This is a genomic window from Streptomyces sp. NPDC007929 (genome assembly GCF_042959065.1).
GTDB lineage: Bacteria > Actinomycetota > Actinomycetes > Streptomycetales > Streptomycetaceae > Streptomyces.
In genome coordinates, this window is the sequence record NZ_JBIBKD010000004.1 from 503,401 (window position 1) to 524,815 (window position 21,415).

Here is a 21,415-nt window from a genome sequence, read left to right on the forward strand (position 1 = left end):
GGGCCGAGCGTGACAATTCTGGAGAGCATTCGGGGACCACGCGACCTGAAGGCGCTGTCCGAGACCGAACTGGGGGAACTCGCCGAGGAGATCCGGGAGTTCCTGGTGCAGGCGGTCGCCAGGACCGGCGGCCATCTGGGACCCAACCTGGGCGTGGTGGAGCTGACCATCGCCCTGCACCGGGTCTTCGAGTCGCCGGCCGACCGCATCCTGTGGGACACCGGCCACCAGAGCTACGTCCACAAGCTGCTGACCGGCCGCCAGGACTTCTCCAAACTGCGCGGCAAGGGAGGCCTGTCCGGCTACCCCTCACGCGAGGAGTCCGAGCACGACGTCATCGAGAACAGCCACGCCTCCACCTCCCTCGGCTGGGCCGACGGGCTCGCCAAGGCCCGCCAGGTGCAGGGCGAGAAGGGCCATGTCGTCGCGGTGATCGGCGACGGAGCCCTCACCGGCGGCATGGCCTGGGAGGCCCTCAACAACATCGCGGCCGCCAAGAACCGCCCGCTGATCATCGTCGTCAACGACAACGAACGCTCCTACGCACCGACCATCGGCGGCCTCGCCAACCATCTCGCGACCCTGCGCACGACCGACGGCTATGAGCGGGTGTTGGCCTGGGGCAAGGACGTCCTCCAGGGCACGCCCCTGGTCGGCAACACCCTCTACGAGGCCCTGCACGGCGCCAAGAAGGGCTTCAAGGACGCCTTCGCTCCACAAGGTCTCTTCGAGGACCTGGGCCTGAAGTACCTCGGGCCGATCGACGGGCATGACACCAGAGCCGTGGAGTCCGCCCTGCGGCGCGCCAAACGCTTCCACGGACCGGTGCTGGTGCACTGCCTCACGGAGAAGGGCCGCGGCTACGAGCCCGCCCTCGCCCACGAGGAGGACCACTTCCACACCGTCGGCGTGATGGACCCGCTGACCTGCGCACCGCTCTCCCCGTCCGGCGGCCCCTCCTGGACCTCGGTGTTCGGCGAGGAGATGGTCAGGATCGGCGAGGAGCGCGAGGACGTGGTGGCGATCACCGCCGCCATGCTGCACCCCGTCGGCCTTGGCGCCTTTGCCGAGCGGTTCCCGGACCGGGTCTGGGACGTCGGCATCGCCGAGCAGCACGCCGCCGTCTCCGCGGCCGGACTGGCGACCGGCGGACTGCACCCGGTCGTCGCCGTCTACGCCACCTTCCTCAACCGCGCGTTCGACCAGCTGCTCATGGACGTGGCCCTGCACCGCTGCGGGGTGACCTTCGTGCTGGACCGGGCCGGGGTCACCGGCGTGGACGGGGCCTCCCACAACGGCATGTGGGACCTGTCCGTCCTCCAGGTCGTGCCCGGCCTCAGGATCGCCGCGCCCCGGGACGCCGACCAACTGCGCGCCCAGCTGCGCGAGGCGGTCGCCGTGGACGACGCGCCGACGCTGCTGCGGTTCCCCAAGGAGTCCGTCGGCCCGTCGATCCCGGCCGTCGACCGGGTGGGCGGGCTGGACGTGCTGCACCGCTCGCCCGAGTCGCGAGCGCTTGTGGTGGCCGTCGGCGTGATGGCGCCGGTCTGTCTCCAGGCCGCCGAGCTGCTCGAGGCGCGCGGCATCGGCTGCACCGTCGTCGACCCCCGCTGGGTCAAGCCCGTCGACCCCGCCCTGCCGGGGCTCGCCGCCGAGCACCGCCTGGTCGCCGTCGTCGAGGACAACAGCCGTGCGGCCGGGGTCGGTGCGGCCGTGGCGCTGGCCCTGGGCGACGCCGACGTCGACGTGCCGGTGCGGCGGTTCGGCATCCCCGAGCAGTTCCTCGCGCACGCCAAACGCGGTGAGGTGCTCGCCGACATCGGCCTGACACCCGTCGAGGTCGCCGGACGGATCAGCGCGAGCCTGGCCGTCAAGGATGAGCTGTCCAAGGAGCCACTGGAATGACAACCGCCGAGTCCGCGTCGGAGCCGTCGCAGGCCGGGGAGTTCGACCTCGGCAAGCTGCTGGCCGAGCGCGGGGCCGAGCGCTACGAGCTGCACTCCCGGTACCTCAACCACCAGCTCCCGCGCATGCTGCACACCATCGGCTTCGACAAGGTCTACGAGCGCGCCGAGGGCGCCTACTTCTACGACGCGGACGGCAACGACCACCTGGACATGCTCGCCGGGTTCGGGGTGATGGGCCTGGGCCGCCACCACCCCGTGGTGCGCAAGGCCCTGCACGACGTGCTGGACGCGGGACTGGCCGACCTCACCCGCTTCGACTGCCAGCCGCTGCCGGGCCTGCTGGCGGAGAAGCTCCTCGCGCACAGTCCGCACCTGGACCGGGTGTTCTTCGGCAACAGCGGCACCGAGGCCGTCGAGGGCGCCCTGAAGTTCGCCCGGTTCGTCACCGGCAGGCCCAGGGTCCTGTACTGCGCCCACGCCTTCCACGGCCTGACCACCGGCTCCCTGTCCGTGAACGGCGAGTCCGGCTTCCGCGACGGTTTCGCCCCGCTGCTGCCCGACACGGCCGTCCCGCTCGGCGACCTCGACGCGCTGGAGAGGGAGCTGCGCAAGGGCGACGTCGCCGCGCTGATCGTCGAGCCGATCCAGGGCAAGGGCGTCCTCACCGGCCCGCCCGGCTGGCTGCGGGCCGCCCAGGAACTGCTGCACCGGCACAAGGCCCTGCTCATCGCCGACGAGGTGCAGACGGGCCTCGGCCGGACCGGCGACTTCTACGCCTACCAGCACGAGGACGGCGTCGAACCCGACCTGGTGTGCGTCGCCAAGGCGCTCTCCGGCGGCTATGTGCCGGTCGGCGCCACGATCGGCAAGGACTGGATCTTCAAGAAGGTCTACTCGTCCATGGACCGCGTCCTCGTCCACTCGGCGAGCTTCGGATCCAACGCGCAGGCCATGGCGGCGGGTCTGGCGGTGCTGTCGGTGATGGAGAACGAGCAGATCGTCGCGAACGTCCGGGCCACCGGGGAGCGGCTCAGGTCCCGGCTGGCCGCGCTCACGGACCGCTACGAGATGCTCGCCGAGGTGCGCGGCCGGGGTCTGATGATCGGCATCGAGTTCGGGCGGCCCCGTTCGCTGAAGCTGCGCAGCCGCTGGGCCATGCTCCAGGCCGCCCGCAAGGGGCTCTTCGCGCAGATGGTCGTCGTGCCGCTGCTCCAGCGGCACCGGATCCTCACCCAGGTCTCCGGCGACCACATGGAGGTGATCAAACTGATCCCGCCGCTGATCATCGGCGAGCGGGAGGTGGACCGGTTCGTCGACGCCTTCACGGCCGTGATGGACGACGCGCACAACGGCGGGCTGGTGTGGGACTTCGGAAAGACCCTGGTCAAACAGGCGGTGGCGAACCGATAGACAGCGGATTTGCCTGAGAGGCAAGAAATTTGCCGCTGAGGCAAAGGTCCGGCTGAATGGAGGCATGAGCCCCTCCGAGACCGAGCGGCCCTCCGGGGCCGGCTCGCCGGCCGAACCCGTGTCCGGTGCGCTGCCCGCCGTCGCGCCCCAGCTGCGGGCCCTGCGGCGGCAGGCCTCCCTCACCCTGGAGGCCGCGGCGCGTGCCGCCGGGCTGTCGCCCGCCCACCTCTCCCGTCTGGAGACCGGACAGCGCCAGCCCTCGCTGCCGATGCTCCTCGCCCTGGCCCGTGTCTACGGTACGACCGTAGCCGAGCTGCTCGGCGAGACGCCCGCGGGACGGGACGCCGTCATCCGCGCGGCCGACATGGAACCCACGGCGGCCGGTGGCTGGACCTACCGGCAGGCCGGCGCCCCCGGCCGCGGGATGCAGGCCCTGCGGGTCCACGTCCCCTACGGCTCCCAGGGCGACGTCGTGCGGGTCCACCCCGGCGAGGAGTGGCTCCACGTCCTGCGCGGCCGGCTGCGGCTGCGCCTCGGGGACAGCACGCACCGGCTCGAAGTGGGCGACAGCGCCCACTTCGACTCGCTCACCCCGCACCGGATCGCCGCCGAGGACCACGACGGCGTCGACCTGCTCTTCGTCCACACCCTGCTGCAGAGCCCCACGGCCGCCCTGTGCCTGGGCCCCACCCCTGGAGACGCGTCATGAGCGACATGGAGGAGAAGTTCCCCCGCGCCCTGTGGGTGAGGCTGTTCGTCTACCTCATCGCCGGCCACATCTTCGCCGCGTTCGTGTATCTGCTCTTCGAGCTCGGCGCGAAGTAGGCCCCGCCGCGGCACTCAGTCCAGCAGCCGCTCGCGCAGGCGCTCCCGGGTCTCGGGCGTGAGGTCCAGCCCCTTCTCCAGGTAGGCGTCGACGCCGCCCCAGGTCTCCTCGATGGTCTCGAAGGCCGCCGTCAGGTACTCGGCGCGCGCGTCGAAGAGGGGGCTGAGCAGCTCCATGACCTCGGGCGAATAGGCCGAGGCGGCGGAGCTGGAGCGGTGCACCTTGTAGCGGCGGTGCTTGGCGTTCGACTTCAGGTAGTCCTCGACGATCGCGTCGCGCTCGACGCCCACCGCCAGCAGCGTCACCGCGACCGACAGACCGGCGCGGTCCTTGCCCGCCGCACAGTGCATCAGCGCGGGGACACTGTCCTGCGCCAGCGCGTGCAGCACCCGGGAGTGCTCGCTGGTGCGGTGCTTGATGATCGTGCGGTACGAGGCGATCATGCGGCCCGCGCCCTTGCCGTCCGAGAGGATCTCGCGCAGCTGGTCCAGGTCGCCGTCGCGGACCATCTTCCAGAACTCGGCGCCGTCGGCCGGGTCGCTCAACGGCAGGTTCACATTGCGCACGCCGGGCAGCTCGACGTCCGGGCCCTCGAGCTTCTGGTCGGCCGCGTTGCGGAAGTCGAAGACCGTGTGCAGGCCCAGGGTCGTCAGGAAGGCGGCGTCCTGGCCGGTCGCATGGGCGAGGTGACCGCTGCGGAACAGCACGCCCTGGCGCACCCGCCGTCCGTCCACGGTCGGAAGTCCGCCCACGTCACGGAAGTTGCGCACTCCGGCCAGCTCGGGCTCGGTCGACGGGACCTGCTGTGTCACGAGGGCTCCTCCCCTTCGGCGCCGCCGCCGCGGCTCGCCGGCGGGCACGACTCGACGATACGACATGCCTGCCTGGGGCAATGAGTTGTCCACAGGCGTTGCCCGGAGCCCCCACGGCCCTTGATGATGTTGCCGCCTGGTCGCACCTGATCGGGCTTGTTCGAATCTGTGAGGGCGCGATGCTGGAGATCTCCGAAGACGGTCGTACGTGGGTGCTCTCCGGGCCGGCCGGCAGCTACGCCGTCCATGTCACCGAGCGGGACGAGCTGCTGCACCTGCACTGGGGTCCCCGGATCGGTCTCGCCGACGCCGAGGCCCTCGCGGTCCGGCCGCTGCCGGACTACTGGCCCTTCGAGTCCCCGCTCGACGGACGCGAGGAGTATCCGGTCGAGGGCGGCCCGCGTTTCGTCCGCCCGGCCCTGTCCGTGCGCACGGCCGATCGGCGTGGCACCGAGTGGGTCTTCGAGGGGCACGAGGCCGAGGGCGGCGAGCTGCGCCTGCGGTTCCGCGACGGGGATCTCACCATCACGCTGCACTACCGGACGCGCTCCTCGACAGATGTCGTCGAGCGGTGGGTGACCCTGGCCAACCAGGGGCCGGCCGTCGAGCTGCTGCGCGCAGACTCCGCCACCTGGACCCTGCCCGACCGCGACACCTGGCGGCTGTCCCAGCTGCACGGCCGCTGGGGTGCCGAGTCCCGGCTGACGCGCTCCGGCCTCACCCACGGCGAGAAGGTCATCGGCAGCCGTCGCGGCCACACCTCGCACCAGCACCTGCCCTGGGTCGCCCTCGACGCCGACGCCACCGAGGAGCACGGGGAGGTCTACAGCTGCGCCCTCGGCTGGTCCGGGTCGTGGCGCATCGCCGTGGCCCGGTTGCCCGACGCGCGCGTGCAGATCACCGGCGGCGCCGGCCACGACGACGCGGGCCTGCTGACGCTGGGCACGGGGGAGTCGTACACGACCCCGGTCTTCGCCGGGCTCTGGAGCGACGGCGGCTTCGGCGGGGCCAGCCGTGCCTGGCACGCCTACCAGCGGGCGCATGTCGTCCCGGACGCCGAGCGGGACCGGCCGGTGCTGTTCAACTCCTGGGAGGCCACCGAGTTCGACATCTCCGAGGAGCAGCAGCGGGCGCTCGCCGAGCGGGCCGCGGCCATGGGCGTCGAGCTCTTCGTGGTCGACGACGGCTGGTTCGGGGCGCGTACCAGCGACCGGGCCGGACTCGGTGACTGGACCCCGAACCCCGGCCGCTTCCCGGGCGGGCTGAAGCCGCTCGCCGACCATGTGCACGGCCTGGGCATGCGGTTCGGGATCTGGGTCGAGCCCGAGATGGTCAACCCGGACAGCGACCTGTACCGCGCGCACCCCGACTGGGTCCAGTACCAACCGGGACGAAAGCGGACGGAGTTCCGCAATCAGCTCGTACTCAATCTCGCCCGCGAGGACGTCCGGGAGTACCTCTGGGAGCAGCTCCACGGGCTTCTCGCCGGCGCTCCGATCGACTACGTCAAGTGGGACTTCAACCGCTGCTTCACCGACGCCGGCTGGCCGGACGACCCCTACCCGCAGCGGCTGTGGGTCGACCATGTGCACGGCCTGTACGCCCTGCTGGACCGGCTGCGGGCCGCGCATCCTGGGGTGGCCTTCGAGTCCTGCTCGGGAGGCGGCGGCCGGATCGACCTCGGAGTGCTGAGCCGCACGGACCAGGTGTGGACCTCCGACAACACCGATCCGCTCGACCGGCTCGCCATCCAGCACGGCTTCAGCCAGATCCATCCCGCCCGGGTCATGGCCGCCTGGGTCACCGACAGCCCGAACGCCATGCTCAACCAGCGGGCCAGCTCCCTGCGCTTCCGGTTCGTCAGTGCCATGGCCGGGGTGCTCGGCGTCGGCGGTGACCTCACGCGGTGGACGCCTGAGGAACTCTCCGAGGCGCGGGAGTGGGTGGCGCTCTACAAGGAGATCCGGCCCGTGGTGCAGCGCGGCGACCTGTACCGGCTGCGTCCCCCGCAGGGTGGAGCCAGTGCCGTGCAGTACGTCCTCGGTGACGAGATCGTCGTCCTCGCCTGGCTCCAGGCGCAGCGCTACGGCGAGCCCGTGCCGGCGCTCCGGCTGCGTGGTCTCGATCCGGCAGCATCGTACGAATGCCTCGAAACGGGCGAAGTTCACCGAGGGGTCGTACTGCTGCATCACGGACTTCGGGTCCCTCTGCGGGGGGATCTGGACGCCGCGGTGGTCCGTCTTAAGCGGAAGTAGTCGTTCTGTCCGAATAGGGAATTTCGGCCGCTAAGGGATAACGTGCCCCGATCGTAAAGGAGATGAGGTCGGGGCGCGTGACCATCGTCATATCCGTGACGATGCGTTGTCGCCATGTTCACGTAATTCTGGCGCCAATCAGGCTCATTGAGGAATGCCGGAGATCGCTAATCCACGCTCGGTGACCGCGGTTGTGCCGACACGTCAGGGAAAACACCGTCACACGCAACCGCACGCTTGTCCCCTTGCGTCTTGGTCGCTTACGTTCCACACCAATCCGGACGGACGCCTAATCCTGCCGCCGCCCGGAGTCCGCACACACTGACCCGACGTACGGCAGGAGCGGGGGACCCACAGGTAAGACGCCTGTTCCGGTTCCCGGAACGGCTTGGGGTTAAGTCGCGCCACGGCGCGGCCGGGCATCTCCAGCTCGCACCCGACAGCTCACCTCGCAGGCGACGGAGAGGAATTCGCCATGCCCGCGAAGGGTAAGCACCGCCGCCCCAAGACCCAGCGTTTCACCCGCTCCATCGCCGTCGCCGGAACCGGTGGGGCCGCTCTCGCCCTGCCGCTCATGGGGGCCGCCGGCGCCCACGCCGCCACCCCGCAGTCGGCTCCGGAAAAGGCCGTCCAGTCCGCCCCGGCCACCGGGAAGAAGGCCGCCGAAAAGGCCAATGGCCCCCGCACGTACACCGTGAAGGCCGGCGACTACCTCGCGAAAATCGCCGACGACCAGAACGTCAGCGGCGGCTGGAAGAAGCTCTACTCGGACAACCGTGACGCCGTCGGCTCCGACCCGTCGCTGATCCACCCGGGCCTGAAGCTGTCGATCGGCAAGAAGGCCGCGAGCGCGCCGAAGGCCTCGGCCCCGGCCGCTCCGAAGGCCTCGGCCCAGAAGTCCTCGGCCGCCGAGTCGGCGCCGAAGGCCGAGACCGCCGCCGAGCCGGCCGCCGCCAAGCCCGCAGCCAAGCCCGCCGCCGAGAGCAACGCCGGTGGCTACGTCCTCCCGGTGGACGGCGCCGGCGTCGGCACCCCGTACCACATGTCCGGCAGCATGTGGTCCAGCGGCTACCACACCGGTGTCGACTTCGTCGTCCCCACCGGCACCTCCCTCAAGGCCGTCGGCGCCGGCGAGGTCGTCTCCGCCGGCTGGGGCGGCGCGTACGGCAACCAGGTCGTCATCAAGCTGAACGACGGTCACTACGCCCAGTACGCCCACCTGTCCCAGCTCTCCGTCTCGGCCGGCCAGACCGTGACGGCCGGGCAGCAGGTCGGCCTGTCGGGCGCGACCGGCAACGTGACCGGACCGCACCTGCACTTCGAGATCCGCACCTCGCCGGACTACGGCTCCGACGTCGACCCGGTCGCCTTCCTGCGCTCGCACGGCGTCTCCGTCGGCTGACCCAGCGCACGACCACCTGCCTGACACGCCTCCGAAGGCCGGACCCCGATCCCCGGGTCCGGCCTTCGGTGTGTCCACGGTTCACCCCGAAACATCCCTGACAAGCGGCGTATTCCGGAGTTGGCGAACCCTTTAGGAGTGGCTTATCTCACCGCCCGTCAACCCTTTCCTACGGTCGCGTAAGTCACATTCGAAGGTGAATCATGAGCTGTTGTGGCAGACGATTCGAAGAGTGACAGCAGAGCAGTGATCGGGTCGTACGTGGCGCTGGGGGACAGCTTCACCGAGGGCGTCGGCGACCCAGGTCCCGACGGGGCGTTCGTCGGCTGGGCCGACCGGTTCGCCGTCCTGCTCGCCGACCGCAGACCCGAGGGCGACTTCCGGTACAGCAATCTCGCCGTACGCGGAAAGCTCCTCGACCAGATCGTGGCGGACCAGGTTCCGCGGGCCGTCCAGATGGCCCCGGACCTCGTCTCGTTCTGCGCCGGGGGCAACGACATCATCCGGCCCGGCACCGACCCGGACGAGGTGGCCGAGCGGTTCGAACGGGCGCTGGCCCTGCTCACCGCCGTGTCCGGCACGGTCATGGTGACGACCGGTTTCGACACCCGTGGCGTGCCCGTGCTCAAGCACCTGCGCGGCAAGATCGCCACGTACAACGGACACGTCAGGGCCATCGCCGACCGGTACGGCTGCCCGGTCCTGGACCTGTGGTCCCTGCGCAGCGTGCAGGACCGCAGGGCCTGGGACGCCGACCGGCTGCACCTGTCGCCGGAGGGGCACACGCGCGTGGCGCTCCGCGCGGGCCAGGTGCTCGGCCTCGACGTGCCGGCCGACCCCGAGCAGGCGTGGCCCCCGCTGCCCCCGCGCGGCGCCCTCGACATGCGGCGCGACAACGTCGCCTGGGCACGGGAGTTCCTGGTGCCGTGGATCGGGCGGCGGCTGCGCGGGGAGTCCTCGGGCGACCATGTGACGGCCAAGGGGGCGCTGTCGCCGGACGACATCAGGATGCGGATCGCGTCGGTGGCCTGAGGGCGGCTGCCCCGCGCGTGCGGGACGTGCCGGGCGTGATCCCGGCGCGGCCCCCACGCGCGGTGGTCCGGACTCCGGGGCGTGGCAGGTGTATCACGGGCTGCGGGTGGGCCGGGGATGGCGTCCGGCCGAGGCGCGGGGTGTCGTCGTGCCGATGCGGCGATGCGGCGATGCGGCGATGCGTCGGTGCGCCGATGTGTCGGGGGTGTCGGGGGTGCCGTCAGGCTGTTGTGCGGGGTGCCGTCGGGCTGATGTGCCGGGCGGGCTGTCAGGCCGACGGGTCCGGGGCCGTCAGGCCGTCGGCAGCCCCCGGTCCAGGCCCAGCTCGTGGGCCAGCGCCTCCTCCACCCACTCCTGGGCCCGGGCTCGCGGCACCGCGCCGGAGTAGGACGTCAGCTGCACCGCGAGACCGTCGAGCAGGGCGGTGAGCCGGAAGGCCGCGCTCGGCGGATCGGGGCAGCGGAACTCGCCCGCCGCCACGCCCTCCGCGATGACCTCGGCGAGCGCCGCCTTCCACTGCCGGTCGAGATCCTGGGCGACCTCCCGCAGCACGGGGTCGCGCAGGGCCGACGCCCAGCCCTCGATCCACAGCCGCCAGCCCTTGGCCGGCCCGGTGGGCGCGTACCACCGCACGGCCGACCGCAGCCGGCGCAGCGCCGGTGAACGGCGGCCGAGCATGGTGCGCAACTGCGCCAGGTCGCTCTCCGCCGCGTGCCGGAACGCGGCGGCGACCAACTGCTCCTTCGAGGAGAAGTGGTAGAGGACCAGCGCGTTGCTCACGCCGAGCGCCGAGGCCACGTCGGCGATCCGGACCGCCGCCACACCCCTCGCCTCGATCTGCTCGATGGCGGCCCGCAGCAGATCCCCGCGCCGCTGCGCCACGCTCAACCGGACTCTCGTCACGCCGTCACCCTATCCACGCGCACGCGGCCCTTGACGGGGCGTTTCGGCCTGTTGGACAACCGCTCCGCGATCACCGGGGGCCGCAGGACCGCAGGGCCGAAGCGGCCGACCATAATGGAAAGCCTGACCGACTCCACCTGGAGGTACCGTGGCCGGTTTCCGTACCCTGAGCTCCGGGCTCCGCGCGCTTCGGCCCGAAGCGTTCGGCGCGGATCCGAGCGGTGAGCGCATGGCGCGCATCCGCAGATCGCCCCACTTCAAGGACGGGGTCTTCCAGAACCCCGGCGGTCCCGCACGGACCCGGCCCTCGGGCTCGACCCTGGACTTCGCGAAGGTCTTCTTCGACAAGGACACCCGGCCCCGCCGCGCCCCCAAGGGCACCGTCCCGGTGCACTCCACCACCCTCGCCGACATCGCCCGGCCCCCGGCGACCGGACTGCGGCTGACCTGGATGGGGCACTCCAGCGTCCTCGCCGAGATCGACGGCCGGCGTGTGCTGTTCGACCCGGTGTGGGGTGAGCGCTGTTCCCCCTTTCCCTTCGCCGGGCCCAAGCGGCTGCACCCCGTACCCCTGCCGCTCGCCGCGCTGGGCCCGGTCGACGTCGTGGTGATCTCGCACGACCACTACGACCATCTGGACCTGCCCTCCATCAAGGCGCTCGCCGGTACGGACACCCTGTTCGCGGTGCCCCTGGGCGTCGGCGCGCACCTGGAGCACTGGGGCGTCTCCGCCGACCGGCTGCGCGAGCTGGACTGGCACGAGGCCACCAAGATCGGCGGCCTCACCCTGACCGCCACCCCGGCCCGGCACTTCTGCGGCCGGGGGCTGCGCAACACCCAGCACACCCTGTGGGCCTCCTGGGTCGTCGCCGGGGACGAGCACCGGATCTACCACAGCGGTGACACCGGCTACTTCGACGGCTTCAAGGAGATCGGCGCCGAGCACGGGCCGTTCGACGCGACGATGATCCAGATCGGCGCCTACTCCGACTTCTGGCCCGACATCCACATGACCCCCGAGGAGGGCATGCGCGCCCACCTCGACCTCCAGGGCGGGCCGGAGCACGGTCCGATGCTGCCGATCCACTGGGCCACCTTCAATCTGGCGACCCATCCGTGGGCCGACCCCGGCGAGGGGACGCTCGCGGCCGCCCGCGCGGTGGGCGCCGCCGTAGCCCTGCCCCGGCCCGGCGAGCCCTTCGAGCCCACGGCCGAGACCGTGCCGTCCCAGCCGTGGTGGCGTGGGGTGGCGCTCGCCCCGGCCGGTGGTCGCGCGGCGGGGGAGGCCCTCGTGGGAGCCGGCGTCAAGACCGCGTCCGACGCGGCAGCAGCCGTGGCCCAGGCCGATACGGTGAGTGACGGTGGCGGGAAGGTCGGCAAGGGCACCGAGGATCCCGAGTCGCTCCCGGCGAGCTGACCCGGGGCGCACGGCAGACCGACGGCGAGGGCCGGGGAGCGAGAGGCTCCCCGGCCCTCGCCGTCTGCGTGTGACCGCTTCTGACCAGGTCGGATCGGGCTCCTTTCGTTCCTGGCCGGATATGCCGAGGTGTTATCGGTCTGTCGTACGAGGCCTCATACCAGAGCGGGACGCTCACCGTATGAGTTTGTCAACTGCCCACCGCACATGATGCGCTGGCGACTACTGTCAGTGGCCGTCGGGAAGCAGGACGGATCGAAGCAGGACGGATCAGGGAGCGGGGGCCGGCACGTGCAGGCGCAGGGCGGACGAGGGAGTCGACGCGACGGGGATCCCCGCTGCCTGCGCGCCACGGAGACCGGCCGCGGCGCCGTCGGGGACACGGGTGCGGGTTCCGACCGGGCGGGCACTGCCCCGGGTGGTGCGGCTCCCTCCGCGGGCGGGGCGGATGCGTCCCGGGGCGGCGCGGGAGCCGCCGGGGCCATGGGACCGGGACGGCACGCCGGCCCCGTGGGGATCGACGGCGGCGTCGGTGACGCGGGCGCCGGCGGTGTCCCCGGCGCCCGCGCCCGGCAGCGAGGTGAGGCCGGGCGCGCGGCGCGAGCGGCGCGCAAGCGGCCGCGCGAACCCGGCCGCACCCCCGCGAACTCCCCCGGCACCCCGGCCCGACGGACCAGCACGAGGACACCGATGTCTCACCTCCGCGCCCCGGCCACACGCGCAGACCGCCGTGAGGGCGGGCGGCACGGGCGGCCCGCCGTCCGCACCGCACCCGCGCTGCCCGAGACCCACATACGGCCCCAGCTGCTGCGTCTCGCGGTGCTGCCCCCCGTCGCCGTCGCCCTCAGCGGCTGCGCCGCCGTCCTCTTCACCGTCCGGTCCACCGGAACGAGGCCGGGCCTCACCCTGTGGGCCGTGCTCGGCGGCGCGGTCTTCGTGACCCTCGTCGGCATCGCCGTCGCCGCGATCGCGGCCAACCGGGCCGCCCGGTCCGTGCACGACCGCATCGGCGTCCTGCGCCGCGGCACCGCACGGCGCGAGGCCGACCTGCGCACCCTCGTCGAGGCGCTGCGCCGCGGCGACGGGCCACCGCAGCTCGCCCCGCACAGCCGCCACGCGGGTCCCGCCGAGGACGGCGACGACTTCGACCTCCTCGCCGCCGACCTGTCCCGCGCGCACGACGGCGCCGTCACCGCCGTCGTGCAGGCCTCCCAGCTCTCCAGCCAGGCCGGCAGCGAACAGAAGCTCGAGGTCTTCGTCAACCTCGCCCGGCGGCTGCAGTCCCTGGTGCACCGTGAGATCTCCATCCTCGACGAGCTGGAGAACGAGATGGAGGACCCCGACCTGCTCAAGGGGCTCTTCCACGTCGACCACCTCGCCACCCGCATCCGCCGTCACGCCGAGAACCTCGCCGTGCTCGGCGGTGCCGTCTCCCGCCGCCAGTGGAGCAACCCGGTCTCCATGACCGAGGTGCTGCGCTCGGCCATCGCCGAGGTCGAGCAGTACTCGCGGGTCAAACTCGTGCCGCCGATCGACGGGCAGCTGCGCGGCCACGCCGTCGCCGACGTCATCCACCTGCTGGCCGAACTCGTCGAGAACGCCACGGTGTTCTCCGCCCCGCACACCCAGGTCCTGCTGCGCGCGAACCTCGTCACCTCCGGGCTCGCCGTCGAGGTCGAGGACCGCGGGCTCGGCATGCCCCTGGAGGAGCAGACGCGGATGAACGCGCTGCTGGCCGATCCCGACCAGGTGAACGTCGCCCGGCTCCTCGCGGACGGCCGCATCGGCCTGTTCGTCGTCTCCCAGCTCGCCCGGCGGCACGGCATCACCGTCCGCCTCCAGACCAACATCTACGGCGGAGTGCAGGCGGTGCTCGTCGTACCGCAGGCGCTGCTCGGAGCGGAGGCGGGGGCGGGAGCGCCCGGGGGAGCGGCACAGCAGGCCGCAGGCGCGCCCGGTGTCGATCGTCCGGCGGTGCCGGGGCACAAGGGACTGTCTCCGGTCGCCGACGGCATCGAGGCCGGGGCCCGGTCCGTGCCGCCGCCCGCGTCCGGGGCAGGGCCCTCGGTCCCGCTCGGCACCCCCACCCCGCCCCGGGGGCACCGGCAGGAGGCCGAACCGGGCCCGGGCGGGAGCCACCGGCAAGAGGGTGAAACGGCCCCGGGCGGGAGCCACCGGCAGGAGGGTGAAACGGCCCCGGGCGGGAGCACACTGGACGGCCGGCCCGCGCCCCTGCCCATGCGGGGGGCCCGCCGGGAGCGACCCACCCCGGCCGAGGCACGGCCCGGAATCGGCCCGGACGACCGGCGCGTCCTCGCCGAGAACGTCACCGAGCTGCCCACCCCCCGCAACGGCACCGTCCGCGGCACCATGGGCAAGCCCCAACTGCCCCGCCGCCGCGCCCAGGAGCACATCGTCCCCCAACTGCGCGACGGGCCGACGCCACGGCAGGACCCCGAGCACCTCGTGGGCCACGACCCCGGTCTGATGGCGGCCTTCCAGCGCGGCATCAGCCTCGCGGAGGCCCAGCAGAGCATGGAGGCCGGCCACACGGAGTGGGGCGACACGTCGTCCGCCCACACTGGGGCCGCCCACATGGGGTCCGCGCACACAGGGGCCGCCCACATGGACTCCGGCCTTACGGACTCCGCCCCCATGGCGTCCACGCACACGGAGTCCGGCCACATGGAGGTGGCCCACATGGACTCCTCCTACGCGGGCTCCGCCCACATGGCGCCGACGCACACGGAGTCCGCCCACATGGACCGCACCACCACCACCCGGCAGGACGGGAGCGCACCCGCCGGATGACCACCCCCCTTTCCACCCCCACCCCCAGCGCTCCCACAGACCTTCGTACCCCAAGGAGTCGATCCACCATGGCGAGCGATGCGCCGACCGCCCATGTATCCGATCTCGACTGGCTGATGAGCGGCCTCGTGCAGCGCGTACCGCACACGACCGCCGCCGTGCTGCTGTCCTGCGACGGACTCGTGAAGTCCGTGCACGGCCTCGACCCGGACAGCGCCGACCACATGGCCGCCCTGGCCTCCGGCCTGTACTCCCTCGGCCGCAGCGCCGGGGTCCGCTTCGGCGACGGCGGCGACGTGCGGCAGGTCGTCGTCGAACTCGCCTCGACCCTGCTGTTCGTCACGACCGCAGGATCCGGCACCTGCCTGGCCGTGCTGGCCGGCCGAGAGGCAGACGCGGCCGTGCTGGGCTACGAGATGGCGATGCTGGTCAAGAGCGTGCGCCCCTACCTCGTGACCGCTCCCCGGCAGTCCGTCGAATCCCCGGCGATGAGGCCTTGAGCGTGACGGCGGCCGGTGACGGGCCCTGGCTCGACGACGCGGCCGGGCGGCTGGTGCGGCCGTTCACGGTCAGCAACGGCCGCACCCGTCCGACCGTCGCGCTCGACCTCGTCTCGCAGGTGATGGCCACCGGGGCGACCCCCCTCGGCTATCTCGGCCCCGAGCACGCGCAGGCGCTCGAACGGTGCCGGGTGCCCGTCGCCGTCGCCGAGGTCGCCGCCCACCTCACACTGCCGGTGGCCGTCACCAAGGTGCTGCTGGCGGACCTCGTCGACTGCGGGGCGTTGACCACCAAGCCCCCCGCGTTCCACCACAACCCGACGGACCGGGCCCTTCTGGAGGCAGTGCTCGATGGACTACGACGACAGCTCTGACTACACCGACGGACCGGGCCACGGCGCCGACCCGTTCCCCACCGCGCTGAAGATCCTGGTGGCGGGCGGGTTCGGCGTGGGCAAGACGACCTTCGTCGGCGCGGTCAGCGAGATCGCGCCGCTCAGCACGGAGGAACTGCTCACCACCGTCAGTGCCGCGACCGACAACCTCGACGGCATCGAGAACAAGGTCGAGACGACCGTGGCCATGGACTTCGGCCGCATCACCCTCGACCCCCGGCATGTGCTGTACCTGTTCGGCACGCCCGGACAGGAGCGGTTCTGGTTCATGTGGGACGAGTTGTGCGAGGGCGCGCTCGGCGCGGTCATCCTCGCCGACACCCGCCGACTGGAGGAGTGCTTCGCCGCCGTCGACTTCTTCGAACAGCGTGGCCTCGAATTCGTCATCGCCGTCAACGAGTTCGACGGCGCCTACCGCTACGACCCCGAGGAGGTGCGCGGTGCCCTCGACCTGTCCGACGACGTGCCCGTCGTGTGCTGCGACGCGCGGATCTCCAGCTCCGGGGTCCAGACCCTGCTGACCTTGGTGCGCCACCTCATCGCCCACACCCCGGCCCCCGCGACGGGGTATGGCGCCCACACGTGACCCCCGCACACCCGCCACGGAGGCCCTGTATGACGCGAGTCCACAACCCAGGAGCACGCCCATGACCTACGACCCGCCACGCCCGGCCGGTCGTCTGCTGCTCACACCCGAGGACAAGGAGGCCCCCGCCCGCACCCGCCGTCTGCGCAGACTGGGCCTGGGGGAGCGCCCCGAACCCGCACTGGACTCCTTCGCGCACCGCCTGGCCGAGCTCACCGGTGCGCCGTACGCCATGGTCAACCTCCCCGACGAGCATGGGCAGTTCTTCGCGGGACTGCATGTGCCGCCCGTGGCGCCGGTGGTGCGCAGCGACGGCACCAGTCCGCGCCTCAGCCGCGCCCTGCCCCGCGACCATGGCTTCTGCCCCCATGTGGTGGCGCGCCGCAAAGCCCTCGCCCTGGAGGACGTGGGCGACTATCCGCGGTTCGCGGGCAATCCGGTGGTCGACGAGTTCGGCATCCGCTCCTATCTGGGGGCGCCGCTCATCGACGGCACGGGTCTGGTGCTGGGCACCGTCAGCGTCGCGGACGTCGAGCCGCGGCCGTGGGGGAAGCCGGGTCTGACGGCGATCAAGGAACACGCCGCGCAGCTCGTCGTGGAGCTCGAGAGCCGGGACGGCCTGCCGCCCTACTGAGAGCCGGGGTAACCCGCGGGCCTCGCGGGGTGTGAAGGAAAGCTGCGGCGGCGCTTAAGAAATCCTCGATGGACCGGCGTGCCCGCCGTACGGCAGATTTCAGTGCGATCCCACTCCTCTCCCGGTCCAGGGGTTCCTTCGGCATACCCGGAGCCGGGACTCACCCCCAGGAGCCGTAGCGGTGAAGGCGCTGGTCAAGCAGAAGGCGGAACCCGGGCTGTGGCTGGCGGACGTCCCCGAGCCCACCGTCGGGCCCGGCGACGTCCTCATCAAGGTGCTGCGCACCGGCATCTGCGGCACCGATCTGCACATCCGGGCCTGGGACGGCTGGGCCCAGCAGGCGATCAGCACCCCGCTGGTGCTCGGGCACGAGTTCGTCGGCGAGGTAGTCGAGACAGGCCGGGACGTCACCGACATCTCCGTCGGCGACCGGGTCAGCGGCGAGGGCCACCTGGTGTGCGGCAAGTGCCGCAACTGCCTGGCCGGGCGCCGGCACCTGTGCCGGGCGACCGTGGGGCTCGGGGTGGGCCGGGACGGGGCGTTCGCCGAGTACGTCGCCCTGCCCGCCGCCAACGTCTGGGTGCACCGGGTGCCCGTCGACCTCGACGTGGCCGCGATCTTCGACCCGTTCGGCAACGCCGTGCACACCGCGCTGTCCTTCCCGCTCGTCGGCGAGGACGTTCTGATCACCGGCGCCGGACCCATCGGCCTGATGGCCGCCGCCGTGGCCAGGCACGCCGGTGCCCGCAACGTCGTGATCACCGACGTCAGCCCGGAGCGGCTGGAGCTGGCCCGCAAGATCGGTGTCAGCCTCGCGCTCGACGTCTCCGGCTCCACCATCGCCGACGGGCAGCGCACCCTCGGACTGCGCGAGGGCTTCGACATCGGCCTGGAGATGTCCGGCCGCCCCGGGGCCATGCGCGACATGATCGCCAACATGACGCACGGTGGCCGGATCGCGATGCTCGGCCTGCCCGCGCAGGAGTTCCCCGTCGACTGGGCCCGCGTCGTCACCTCGATGATCACCATCAAGGGCATCTACGGCCGCGAGATGTTCGAGACCTGGTACGCCATGTCGGTCCTGCTGGAGGCCGGCCTGGACCTCGCGCCCGTCATCACCGGCCGCTACGGCCACCGCGACTTCGAGGCGGCCTTCGAGGACGCCGCGAGCGGCCGCGGCGGCAAGGTCATCCTCGACTGGACCGCGTAACTCCCCCTCACCGCGAGCACCTTAGGAGCTTCCTGATGTTCGACTCCGTGCGCGACGACCTGCGCGCCACCCTCGACGAGATCCGCGCCGCCGGTCTGCACAAGCCCGAGCGCGTGATCGGCACCCCGCAGTCCGCGACGGTCGGCGTGACCGCGGGCGGCCGTCCCGGCGAGGTCCTCAACTTCTGCGCCAACAACTACCTCGGGCTCGCCGACCACCCCGAGGTCGTCGCCGCCGCCCACGAGGCCCTGGACCGCTGGGGCTACGGCATGGCCTCCGTCCGCTTCATCTGCGGCACCCAGGAGGTGCACAAGGAGCTGGAGGCGCGCCTGTCCGCCTTCCTGGGTCAGGAGGACACGATCCTCTACTCCTCCTGCTTCGACGCCAACGGCGGCGTGTTCGAGACGCTGCTCGGCCCGGAGGACGCGGTCATCTCCGACGCCCTCAACCACGCCTCCATCATCGACGGCATCCGCCTGTCCAAGGCCCGTCGGCTGCGCTACGCCAACCGTGACCTGGCCGAGCTGGAGGCCCGGCTCAAGGAGGCCTCCGACGCGCGCCGCCGCCTGATCGTCACCGACGGCGTCTTCTCCATGGACGGCTACGTCGCCCCGCTGCGCGAGATCTGCGACCTCGCCGACCGCTACGACGCGATGGTCATGGTCGACGACTCCCACGCCGTCGGCTTCGTCGGCCCCGGCGGCCGCGGCACGCCCGAGCTGCACGGCGTCATGGACCGCGTCGACATCATCACCGGCACCCTCGGCAAGGCCCTCGGCGGCGCCTCCGGCGGCTATGTCGCCGCCCGCGCCGAGATCGTCGCCCTGCTGCGCCAGCGCTCCCGGCCGTACCTGTTCTCCAACACCCTCGCCCCGGTCATCGCGGCGGCCTCCCTGAAGGTCCTCGACCTGCTGGAGGCCGCGGACGACCTGCGTGTCCGGCTGGCCGAGAACACGGCCCTCTTCCGCCGCCGCATGACCGAGGAGGGCTTCGACGTCCTCCCCGGCGACCACGCCATCGCCCCGGTGATGATCGGGGACGCGGCGGTCGCCGGCCGCATGGCGGAGCTGCTGCTGGAGCGTGGCGTCTACGTCATCGGCTTCTCCTACCCGGTGGTGCCGCAGGGCCAGGCCCGCATCCGCGTCCAGCTGTCGGCCGCGCATTCCACGGACGACGTCAACCGCGCGGTGGACGCCTTCGTCGCGGCGCGTGCCGAGCTGGAGGGCTGACGACCGGCACAAGGCCGCATTTGAGACAATCGATCGCATGATCGAAGCGCGGCGGCTCCACATCCTCCGGGCGGTGGCCGACCACCGTACGGTGACGGCGGCTGCCGCCGCGCTGTATCTCACCCCGTCGGCCGTCTCCCAGCAGCTCGCCGCCCTGGAGCAGGAGACCGGCCACCGGCTCGTCGAGCGGGGCGCCAAGGGCGTACGGCTCACCCCCGCCGGGGAGATCCTGCTCAACCACACCAACGCGGTCCTCGCCCAGCTGGAGCGGGCCGAGGCCGAGCTCGCCGCGTACAGCTCGGGAGCGGCCGGCACCGTCACGGTCGCCTCCTTCGCCACCGGCATCGCCCTGGTCGTCGCGCCCGCCGTGGCCGCTCTCGCCCGCTCGGCGCCCGGCATCCGCCTCCGCGTCCAGGACGCCGAGGGCGACGCCAGTCTGCCGATGGTGCTGGACCGGCAGATCGATGTCGCCGTCGCCGTCGAGTACCGCGGGGCCCCGCCTGCGGACGACCCGCGCCTGACCCACGTCCCGCTGTACGCCGAGCCCTTCGACGCGGTCGTCCCGGTCACCCACCGTCTGGCCGGCGCGGCCGAGGTACCACTCGCCGAGCTGGCCAAGGACGCGTGGATCGGCCCCTACCCCGGCAACCCCTGCCACGACGTGGTGATCCTGGCCTGCGAGAACGCCGGTTTCCAGCCCCGTATGGAGCACTCCTCGGACGACTTCCGCGCGGTCGTCGCCCTCGCCTCGGCCGATGCGGGCGTCGCAGTGGTGCCGCGCTCGGCGCTGCGCGGCATGGACCTCACCGGGGTCGTCGTACGCCCCGTCGACAAAACGCCCCCCACCCGCCGGGTCTTCGCCGCCGTCCGCAGGGGAGCCGAGGAGCATCCCCTAATCCGCCCCGTGCTGGACGCGCTCGGCGCGGCGGCCCGGCTGTGAGCACCACGTAACACCACTGTCTCCTATCCGGGATAGCGTCCCGGATATGAGAGGCGACGAGAGGGACCCCGTCGACGCCCGGCTGGCCGCGCGCCTGGCCGAGCTGCGGGCCGAACACCACTGGTCCCTGGGTGAGTTGGCCGAGCGCAGCGGCGTGAGCCGGTCCACCCTGTCCCGGGCCGAGCGGGCGGAGATCAGCCCCACGGCCTCCGTCCTGAACCGCCTGTGTGCCGTCTACGGGCGCACCATGTCCCAGCTCCTCAGCGAGGTCGAGGCCGAACCGGAGACCGTCGTCCGCGCCGCCGGCCAGCCCGTGTGGCAGGACCGCGCCTCCGGCTTCGTACGCCGGTCCGTGTCACCCCCGCACGCCGCCCTGCGCGGCGAACTCGTCGAGGCCCGACTGGCCCCCGGCGCCGACCTGGCCTACGACCGGCCACCCGTGGCCGGACTGGAGCAGCACATCTGGATCCTGGAAGGCGCCCTGGAGGTGACCGCGCAGGACACCGAGCACCGTCTCGGCACGGGGGACTGTCTGCGGATGCGGGTGTGGGGCCCGACCCGGTTCCGGTGCGCCGATCCCGGGGGCGTCCGCTACCTGCTGGCGGTGGTGCGACCGTGAAACGGCTGGACGCGTCGCAACTGTTGCTGAAGGCGAGGGAGTTGGCGGATCTGCTGACCCGCACCGTGAACGCGGGTGCCTCCGTCGGCTTCCTCGCCCCGCTCGGCCGGGCGCAGGCCCTGGCCTGGTGGCGGGACCGGGCCGCCGACGTCGCCGCGGGCCGCCTCGCCGTATGGGTCGCGTGCGACGGGGAGCGGGTGCTCGGCACCGTGGGCCTGGCCTTCGCCGACAAGGCCAACAGCCGTCACCGCGCCGAGATCGTGAAGCTGATGGTGCACCCGGACGCCCGCGGGCGCGGTCTCGGCCGCGGTCTCCTGGACACGGCGCAGACCGCGGCCGCGGAGGCCGGCATCACCCTGCTGCACCTGGACACCGAGACCGGCAGCCCCGCCGAACACCTCTACCGGTCCGACGGCTGGACCCCCGTCGGCGCCATACCGGACTACGCGGCCGACCCCGGCGGCGTCCTGCGGCCCACCACGATCTACTACAAGCACGTACCGGAAACCGCTCCCACCAGGTGATTG

Annotated in this window: 20 protein-coding genes and 1 riboswitch; of the genes, 18 read left to right on the plus strand and 2 right to left on the minus strand. The window is 72.2% G+C overall.

Going from position 1 to position 21,415, the window contains the following annotated elements:
• Nucleotides 1-9 precede the first annotated feature (9 nt).
• From dxs to ACFZDE_RS15865, 4 genes are all read left to right on the plus strand, one after another.
• Complete coding sequence (dxs, locus tag ACFZDE_RS15850; protein WP_391200252.1) at nt 10-1,905, plus strand: 1-deoxy-D-xylulose-5-phosphate synthase; 1,896 nt, start codon at nt 10-12, stop codon at nt 1,903-1,905.
• On the plus strand, nt 1,902-3,317 hold the full coding sequence (locus ACFZDE_RS15855) for an aminotransferase class III-fold pyridoxal phosphate-dependent enzyme (protein WP_391200253.1): 1,416 nt from the start codon (nt 1,902-1,904) through the stop codon (nt 3,315-3,317). The genes dxs and ACFZDE_RS15855 overlap by 4 nt, the downstream gene beginning before the upstream one ends.
• A 64-nt stretch (nt 3,318-3,381) precedes the next feature.
• Nucleotides 3,382-4,026 (plus strand): helix-turn-helix domain-containing protein, encoded by a 645-nt coding sequence (locus ACFZDE_RS15860; RefSeq protein WP_391200254.1) that lies wholly within the window; start codon nt 3,382-3,384, stop codon nt 4,024-4,026.
• Nucleotides 4,023-4,142 carry a DUF6126 family protein gene (locus tag ACFZDE_RS15865; protein WP_381465220.1) on the plus strand — a complete coding sequence of 40 codons (120 nt, stop codon included), beginning with the start codon at nt 4,023-4,025 and terminating at the stop codon, nt 4,140-4,142. Before ACFZDE_RS15860 ends, ACFZDE_RS15865 begins: the two co-directional genes overlap by 4 nt.
• Nucleotides 4,143-4,157: 15 nt before the next feature.
• Here the strand turns inward: ACFZDE_RS15865 and ACFZDE_RS15870 are convergent, their stop codons facing one another.
• Nucleotides 4,158-4,955: a tyrosine-protein phosphatase gene (locus ACFZDE_RS15870; RefSeq protein ID WP_391200255.1), complete on the minus strand. Its 798-nt coding sequence runs from the start codon at nt 4,953-4,955 to the stop codon at nt 4,158-4,160.
• A gap of 179 nt (nt 4,956-5,134) precedes the next feature.
• On the opposite strand from ACFZDE_RS15870, the gene ACFZDE_RS15875 reads away from it, so the two are divergent.
• From ACFZDE_RS15875 to ACFZDE_RS15885, 3 genes are all read left to right on the plus strand, one after another.
• Complete coding sequence (locus ACFZDE_RS15875) at nt 5,135-7,210, plus strand: alpha-galactosidase (protein ID WP_391200256.1); 2,076 nt, start codon at nt 5,135-5,137, stop codon at nt 7,208-7,210.
• Between the two features lie 309 nt (nt 7,211-7,519).
• Nucleotides 7,520-7,681, plus strand: a riboswitch (cyclic di-AMP (ydaO/yuaA leader).
• A gap of 4 nt (nt 7,682-7,685) precedes the next feature.
• Nucleotides 7,686-8,612, plus strand: coding sequence for a peptidoglycan DD-metalloendopeptidase family protein (locus tag ACFZDE_RS15880; RefSeq protein WP_391200257.1), 927 nt, complete (start codon nt 7,686-7,688; stop codon nt 8,610-8,612).
• Between the two features lie 246 nt (nt 8,613-8,858).
• The gene (locus ACFZDE_RS15885) at nt 8,859-9,644 is read left to right on the plus strand and encodes a GDSL-type esterase/lipase family protein (protein WP_390996677.1); all 786 of its coding nucleotides are present in this window, start codon (nt 8,859-8,861) and stop codon (nt 9,642-9,644) included.
• A gap of 291 nt (nt 9,645-9,935) precedes the next feature.
• Here the strand turns inward: ACFZDE_RS15885 and ACFZDE_RS15890 are convergent, their stop codons facing one another.
• Entirely contained in the window at nt 9,936-10,547 is a 612-nt protein-coding gene (locus tag ACFZDE_RS15890; protein WP_390996037.1) for a TetR family transcriptional regulator C-terminal domain-containing protein, read from the minus strand.
• Nucleotides 10,548-10,695: 148 nt separating this feature from the next.
• Between ACFZDE_RS15890 and ACFZDE_RS15895 the strand changes: the two genes are divergently transcribed.
• The 11 genes from ACFZDE_RS15895 (at nt 10,696) to ACFZDE_RS15945 (ending at nt 21,412) form a co-directional block, all read left to right on the plus strand.
• A complete protein-coding gene (locus ACFZDE_RS15895; RefSeq protein WP_391200258.1) occupies nt 10,696-11,964 on the plus strand; it encodes an MBL fold metallo-hydrolase in 1,269 nt (422 codons plus the stop codon).
• A gap of 690 nt (nt 11,965-12,654) precedes the next feature.
• Nucleotides 12,655-14,775: an ATP-binding protein gene (locus ACFZDE_RS15900; RefSeq protein ID WP_391200259.1), complete on the plus strand. Its 2,121-nt coding sequence runs from the start codon at nt 12,655-12,657 to the stop codon at nt 14,773-14,775.
• A gap of 68 nt (nt 14,776-14,843) precedes the next feature.
• Entirely contained in the window at nt 14,844-15,275 is a 432-nt protein-coding gene (locus tag ACFZDE_RS15905) for a roadblock/LC7 domain-containing protein (RefSeq protein ID WP_030840841.1), read from the plus strand.
• Between the two features lie 2 nt (nt 15,276-15,277).
• Nucleotides 15,278-15,649: a DUF742 domain-containing protein gene (locus ACFZDE_RS15910; protein WP_142166483.1), complete on the plus strand. Its 372-nt coding sequence runs from the start codon at nt 15,278-15,280 to the stop codon at nt 15,647-15,649.
• Nucleotides 15,627-16,256: an ATP/GTP-binding protein gene (locus tag ACFZDE_RS15915; RefSeq protein ID WP_391200260.1), complete on the plus strand. Its 630-nt coding sequence runs from the start codon at nt 15,627-15,629 to the stop codon at nt 16,254-16,256. The genes ACFZDE_RS15910 and ACFZDE_RS15915 overlap by 23 nt, the downstream gene beginning before the upstream one ends.
• A gap of 61 nt (nt 16,257-16,317) precedes the next feature.
• Entirely contained in the window at nt 16,318-16,890 is a 573-nt protein-coding gene (locus ACFZDE_RS15920) for a GAF domain-containing protein (RefSeq protein WP_390996046.1), read from the plus strand.
• Between the two features lie 181 nt (nt 16,891-17,071).
• Nucleotides 17,072-18,100, plus strand: a complete 1,029-nt coding sequence (gene tdh / locus ACFZDE_RS15925) for an L-threonine 3-dehydrogenase (protein WP_391200261.1) — start codon at nt 17,072-17,074, stop codon at nt 18,098-18,100.
• Nucleotides 18,101-18,135: 35 nt separating this feature from the next.
• The gene (locus ACFZDE_RS15930; protein WP_390996051.1) at nt 18,136-19,329 is read left to right on the plus strand and encodes a glycine C-acetyltransferase; all 1,194 of its coding nucleotides are present in this window, start codon (nt 18,136-18,138) and stop codon (nt 19,327-19,329) included.
• 37 nt (nt 19,330-19,366) lie between these two features.
• Nucleotides 19,367-20,269, plus strand: a complete 903-nt coding sequence (locus ACFZDE_RS15935) for a LysR substrate-binding domain-containing protein (RefSeq protein WP_390996053.1) — start codon at nt 19,367-19,369, stop codon at nt 20,267-20,269.
• 46 nt (nt 20,270-20,315) lie between these two features.
• Nucleotides 20,316-20,888, plus strand: coding sequence for a helix-turn-helix domain-containing protein (locus ACFZDE_RS15940; protein WP_391200262.1), 573 nt, complete (start codon nt 20,316-20,318; stop codon nt 20,886-20,888).
• Nucleotides 20,885-21,412, plus strand: coding sequence for a GNAT family N-acetyltransferase (locus ACFZDE_RS15945; protein ID WP_391200263.1), 528 nt, complete (start codon nt 20,885-20,887; stop codon nt 21,410-21,412). Before ACFZDE_RS15940 ends, ACFZDE_RS15945 begins: the two co-directional genes overlap by 4 nt.
• The last annotated feature ends 3 nt before the right edge of the window (nt 21,413-21,415 follow it).

Coding starts and splice junctions, on each gene's coding strand:
- ACFZDE_RS15920 (WP_390996046.1), top strand. CDS start 16,318: ATGACCTACGACCCGCCACGCCCGGCCGGTCGTCTGCTGCTCACACCC.
- ACFZDE_RS15915 (WP_391200260.1), top strand. CDS start 15,627: ATGGACTACGACGACAGCTCTGACTACACCGACGGACCGGGCCACGGC.
- ACFZDE_RS15865 (WP_381465220.1), top strand. CDS start 4,023: ATGAGCGACATGGAGGAGAAGTTCCCCCGCGCCCTGTGGGTGAGGCTG.
- ACFZDE_RS15860 (WP_391200254.1), top strand. CDS start 3,382: ATGAGCCCCTCCGAGACCGAGCGGCCCTCCGGGGCCGGCTCGCCGGCC.
- ACFZDE_RS15855 (WP_391200253.1), top strand. CDS start 1,902: ATGACAACCGCCGAGTCCGCGTCGGAGCCGTCGCAGGCCGGGGAGTTC.
- ACFZDE_RS15875 (WP_391200256.1), top strand. CDS start 5,135: ATGCTGGAGATCTCCGAAGACGGTCGTACGTGGGTGCTCTCCGGGCCG.
- ACFZDE_RS15940 (WP_391200262.1), top strand. CDS start 20,316: ATGAGAGGCGACGAGAGGGACCCCGTCGACGCCCGGCTGGCCGCGCGC.
- ACFZDE_RS15930 (WP_390996051.1), top strand. CDS start 18,136: ATGTTCGACTCCGTGCGCGACGACCTGCGCGCCACCCTCGACGAGATC.
- ACFZDE_RS15905 (WP_030840841.1), top strand. CDS start 14,844: ATGGCGAGCGATGCGCCGACCGCCCATGTATCCGATCTCGACTGGCTG.
- ACFZDE_RS15880 (WP_391200257.1), top strand. CDS start 7,686: ATGCCCGCGAAGGGTAAGCACCGCCGCCCCAAGACCCAGCGTTTCACC.
- ACFZDE_RS15935 (WP_390996053.1), top strand. CDS start 19,367: ATGATCGAAGCGCGGCGGCTCCACATCCTCCGGGCGGTGGCCGACCAC.
- ACFZDE_RS15900 (WP_391200259.1), top strand. CDS start 12,655: ATGTCTCACCTCCGCGCCCCGGCCACACGCGCAGACCGCCGTGAGGGC.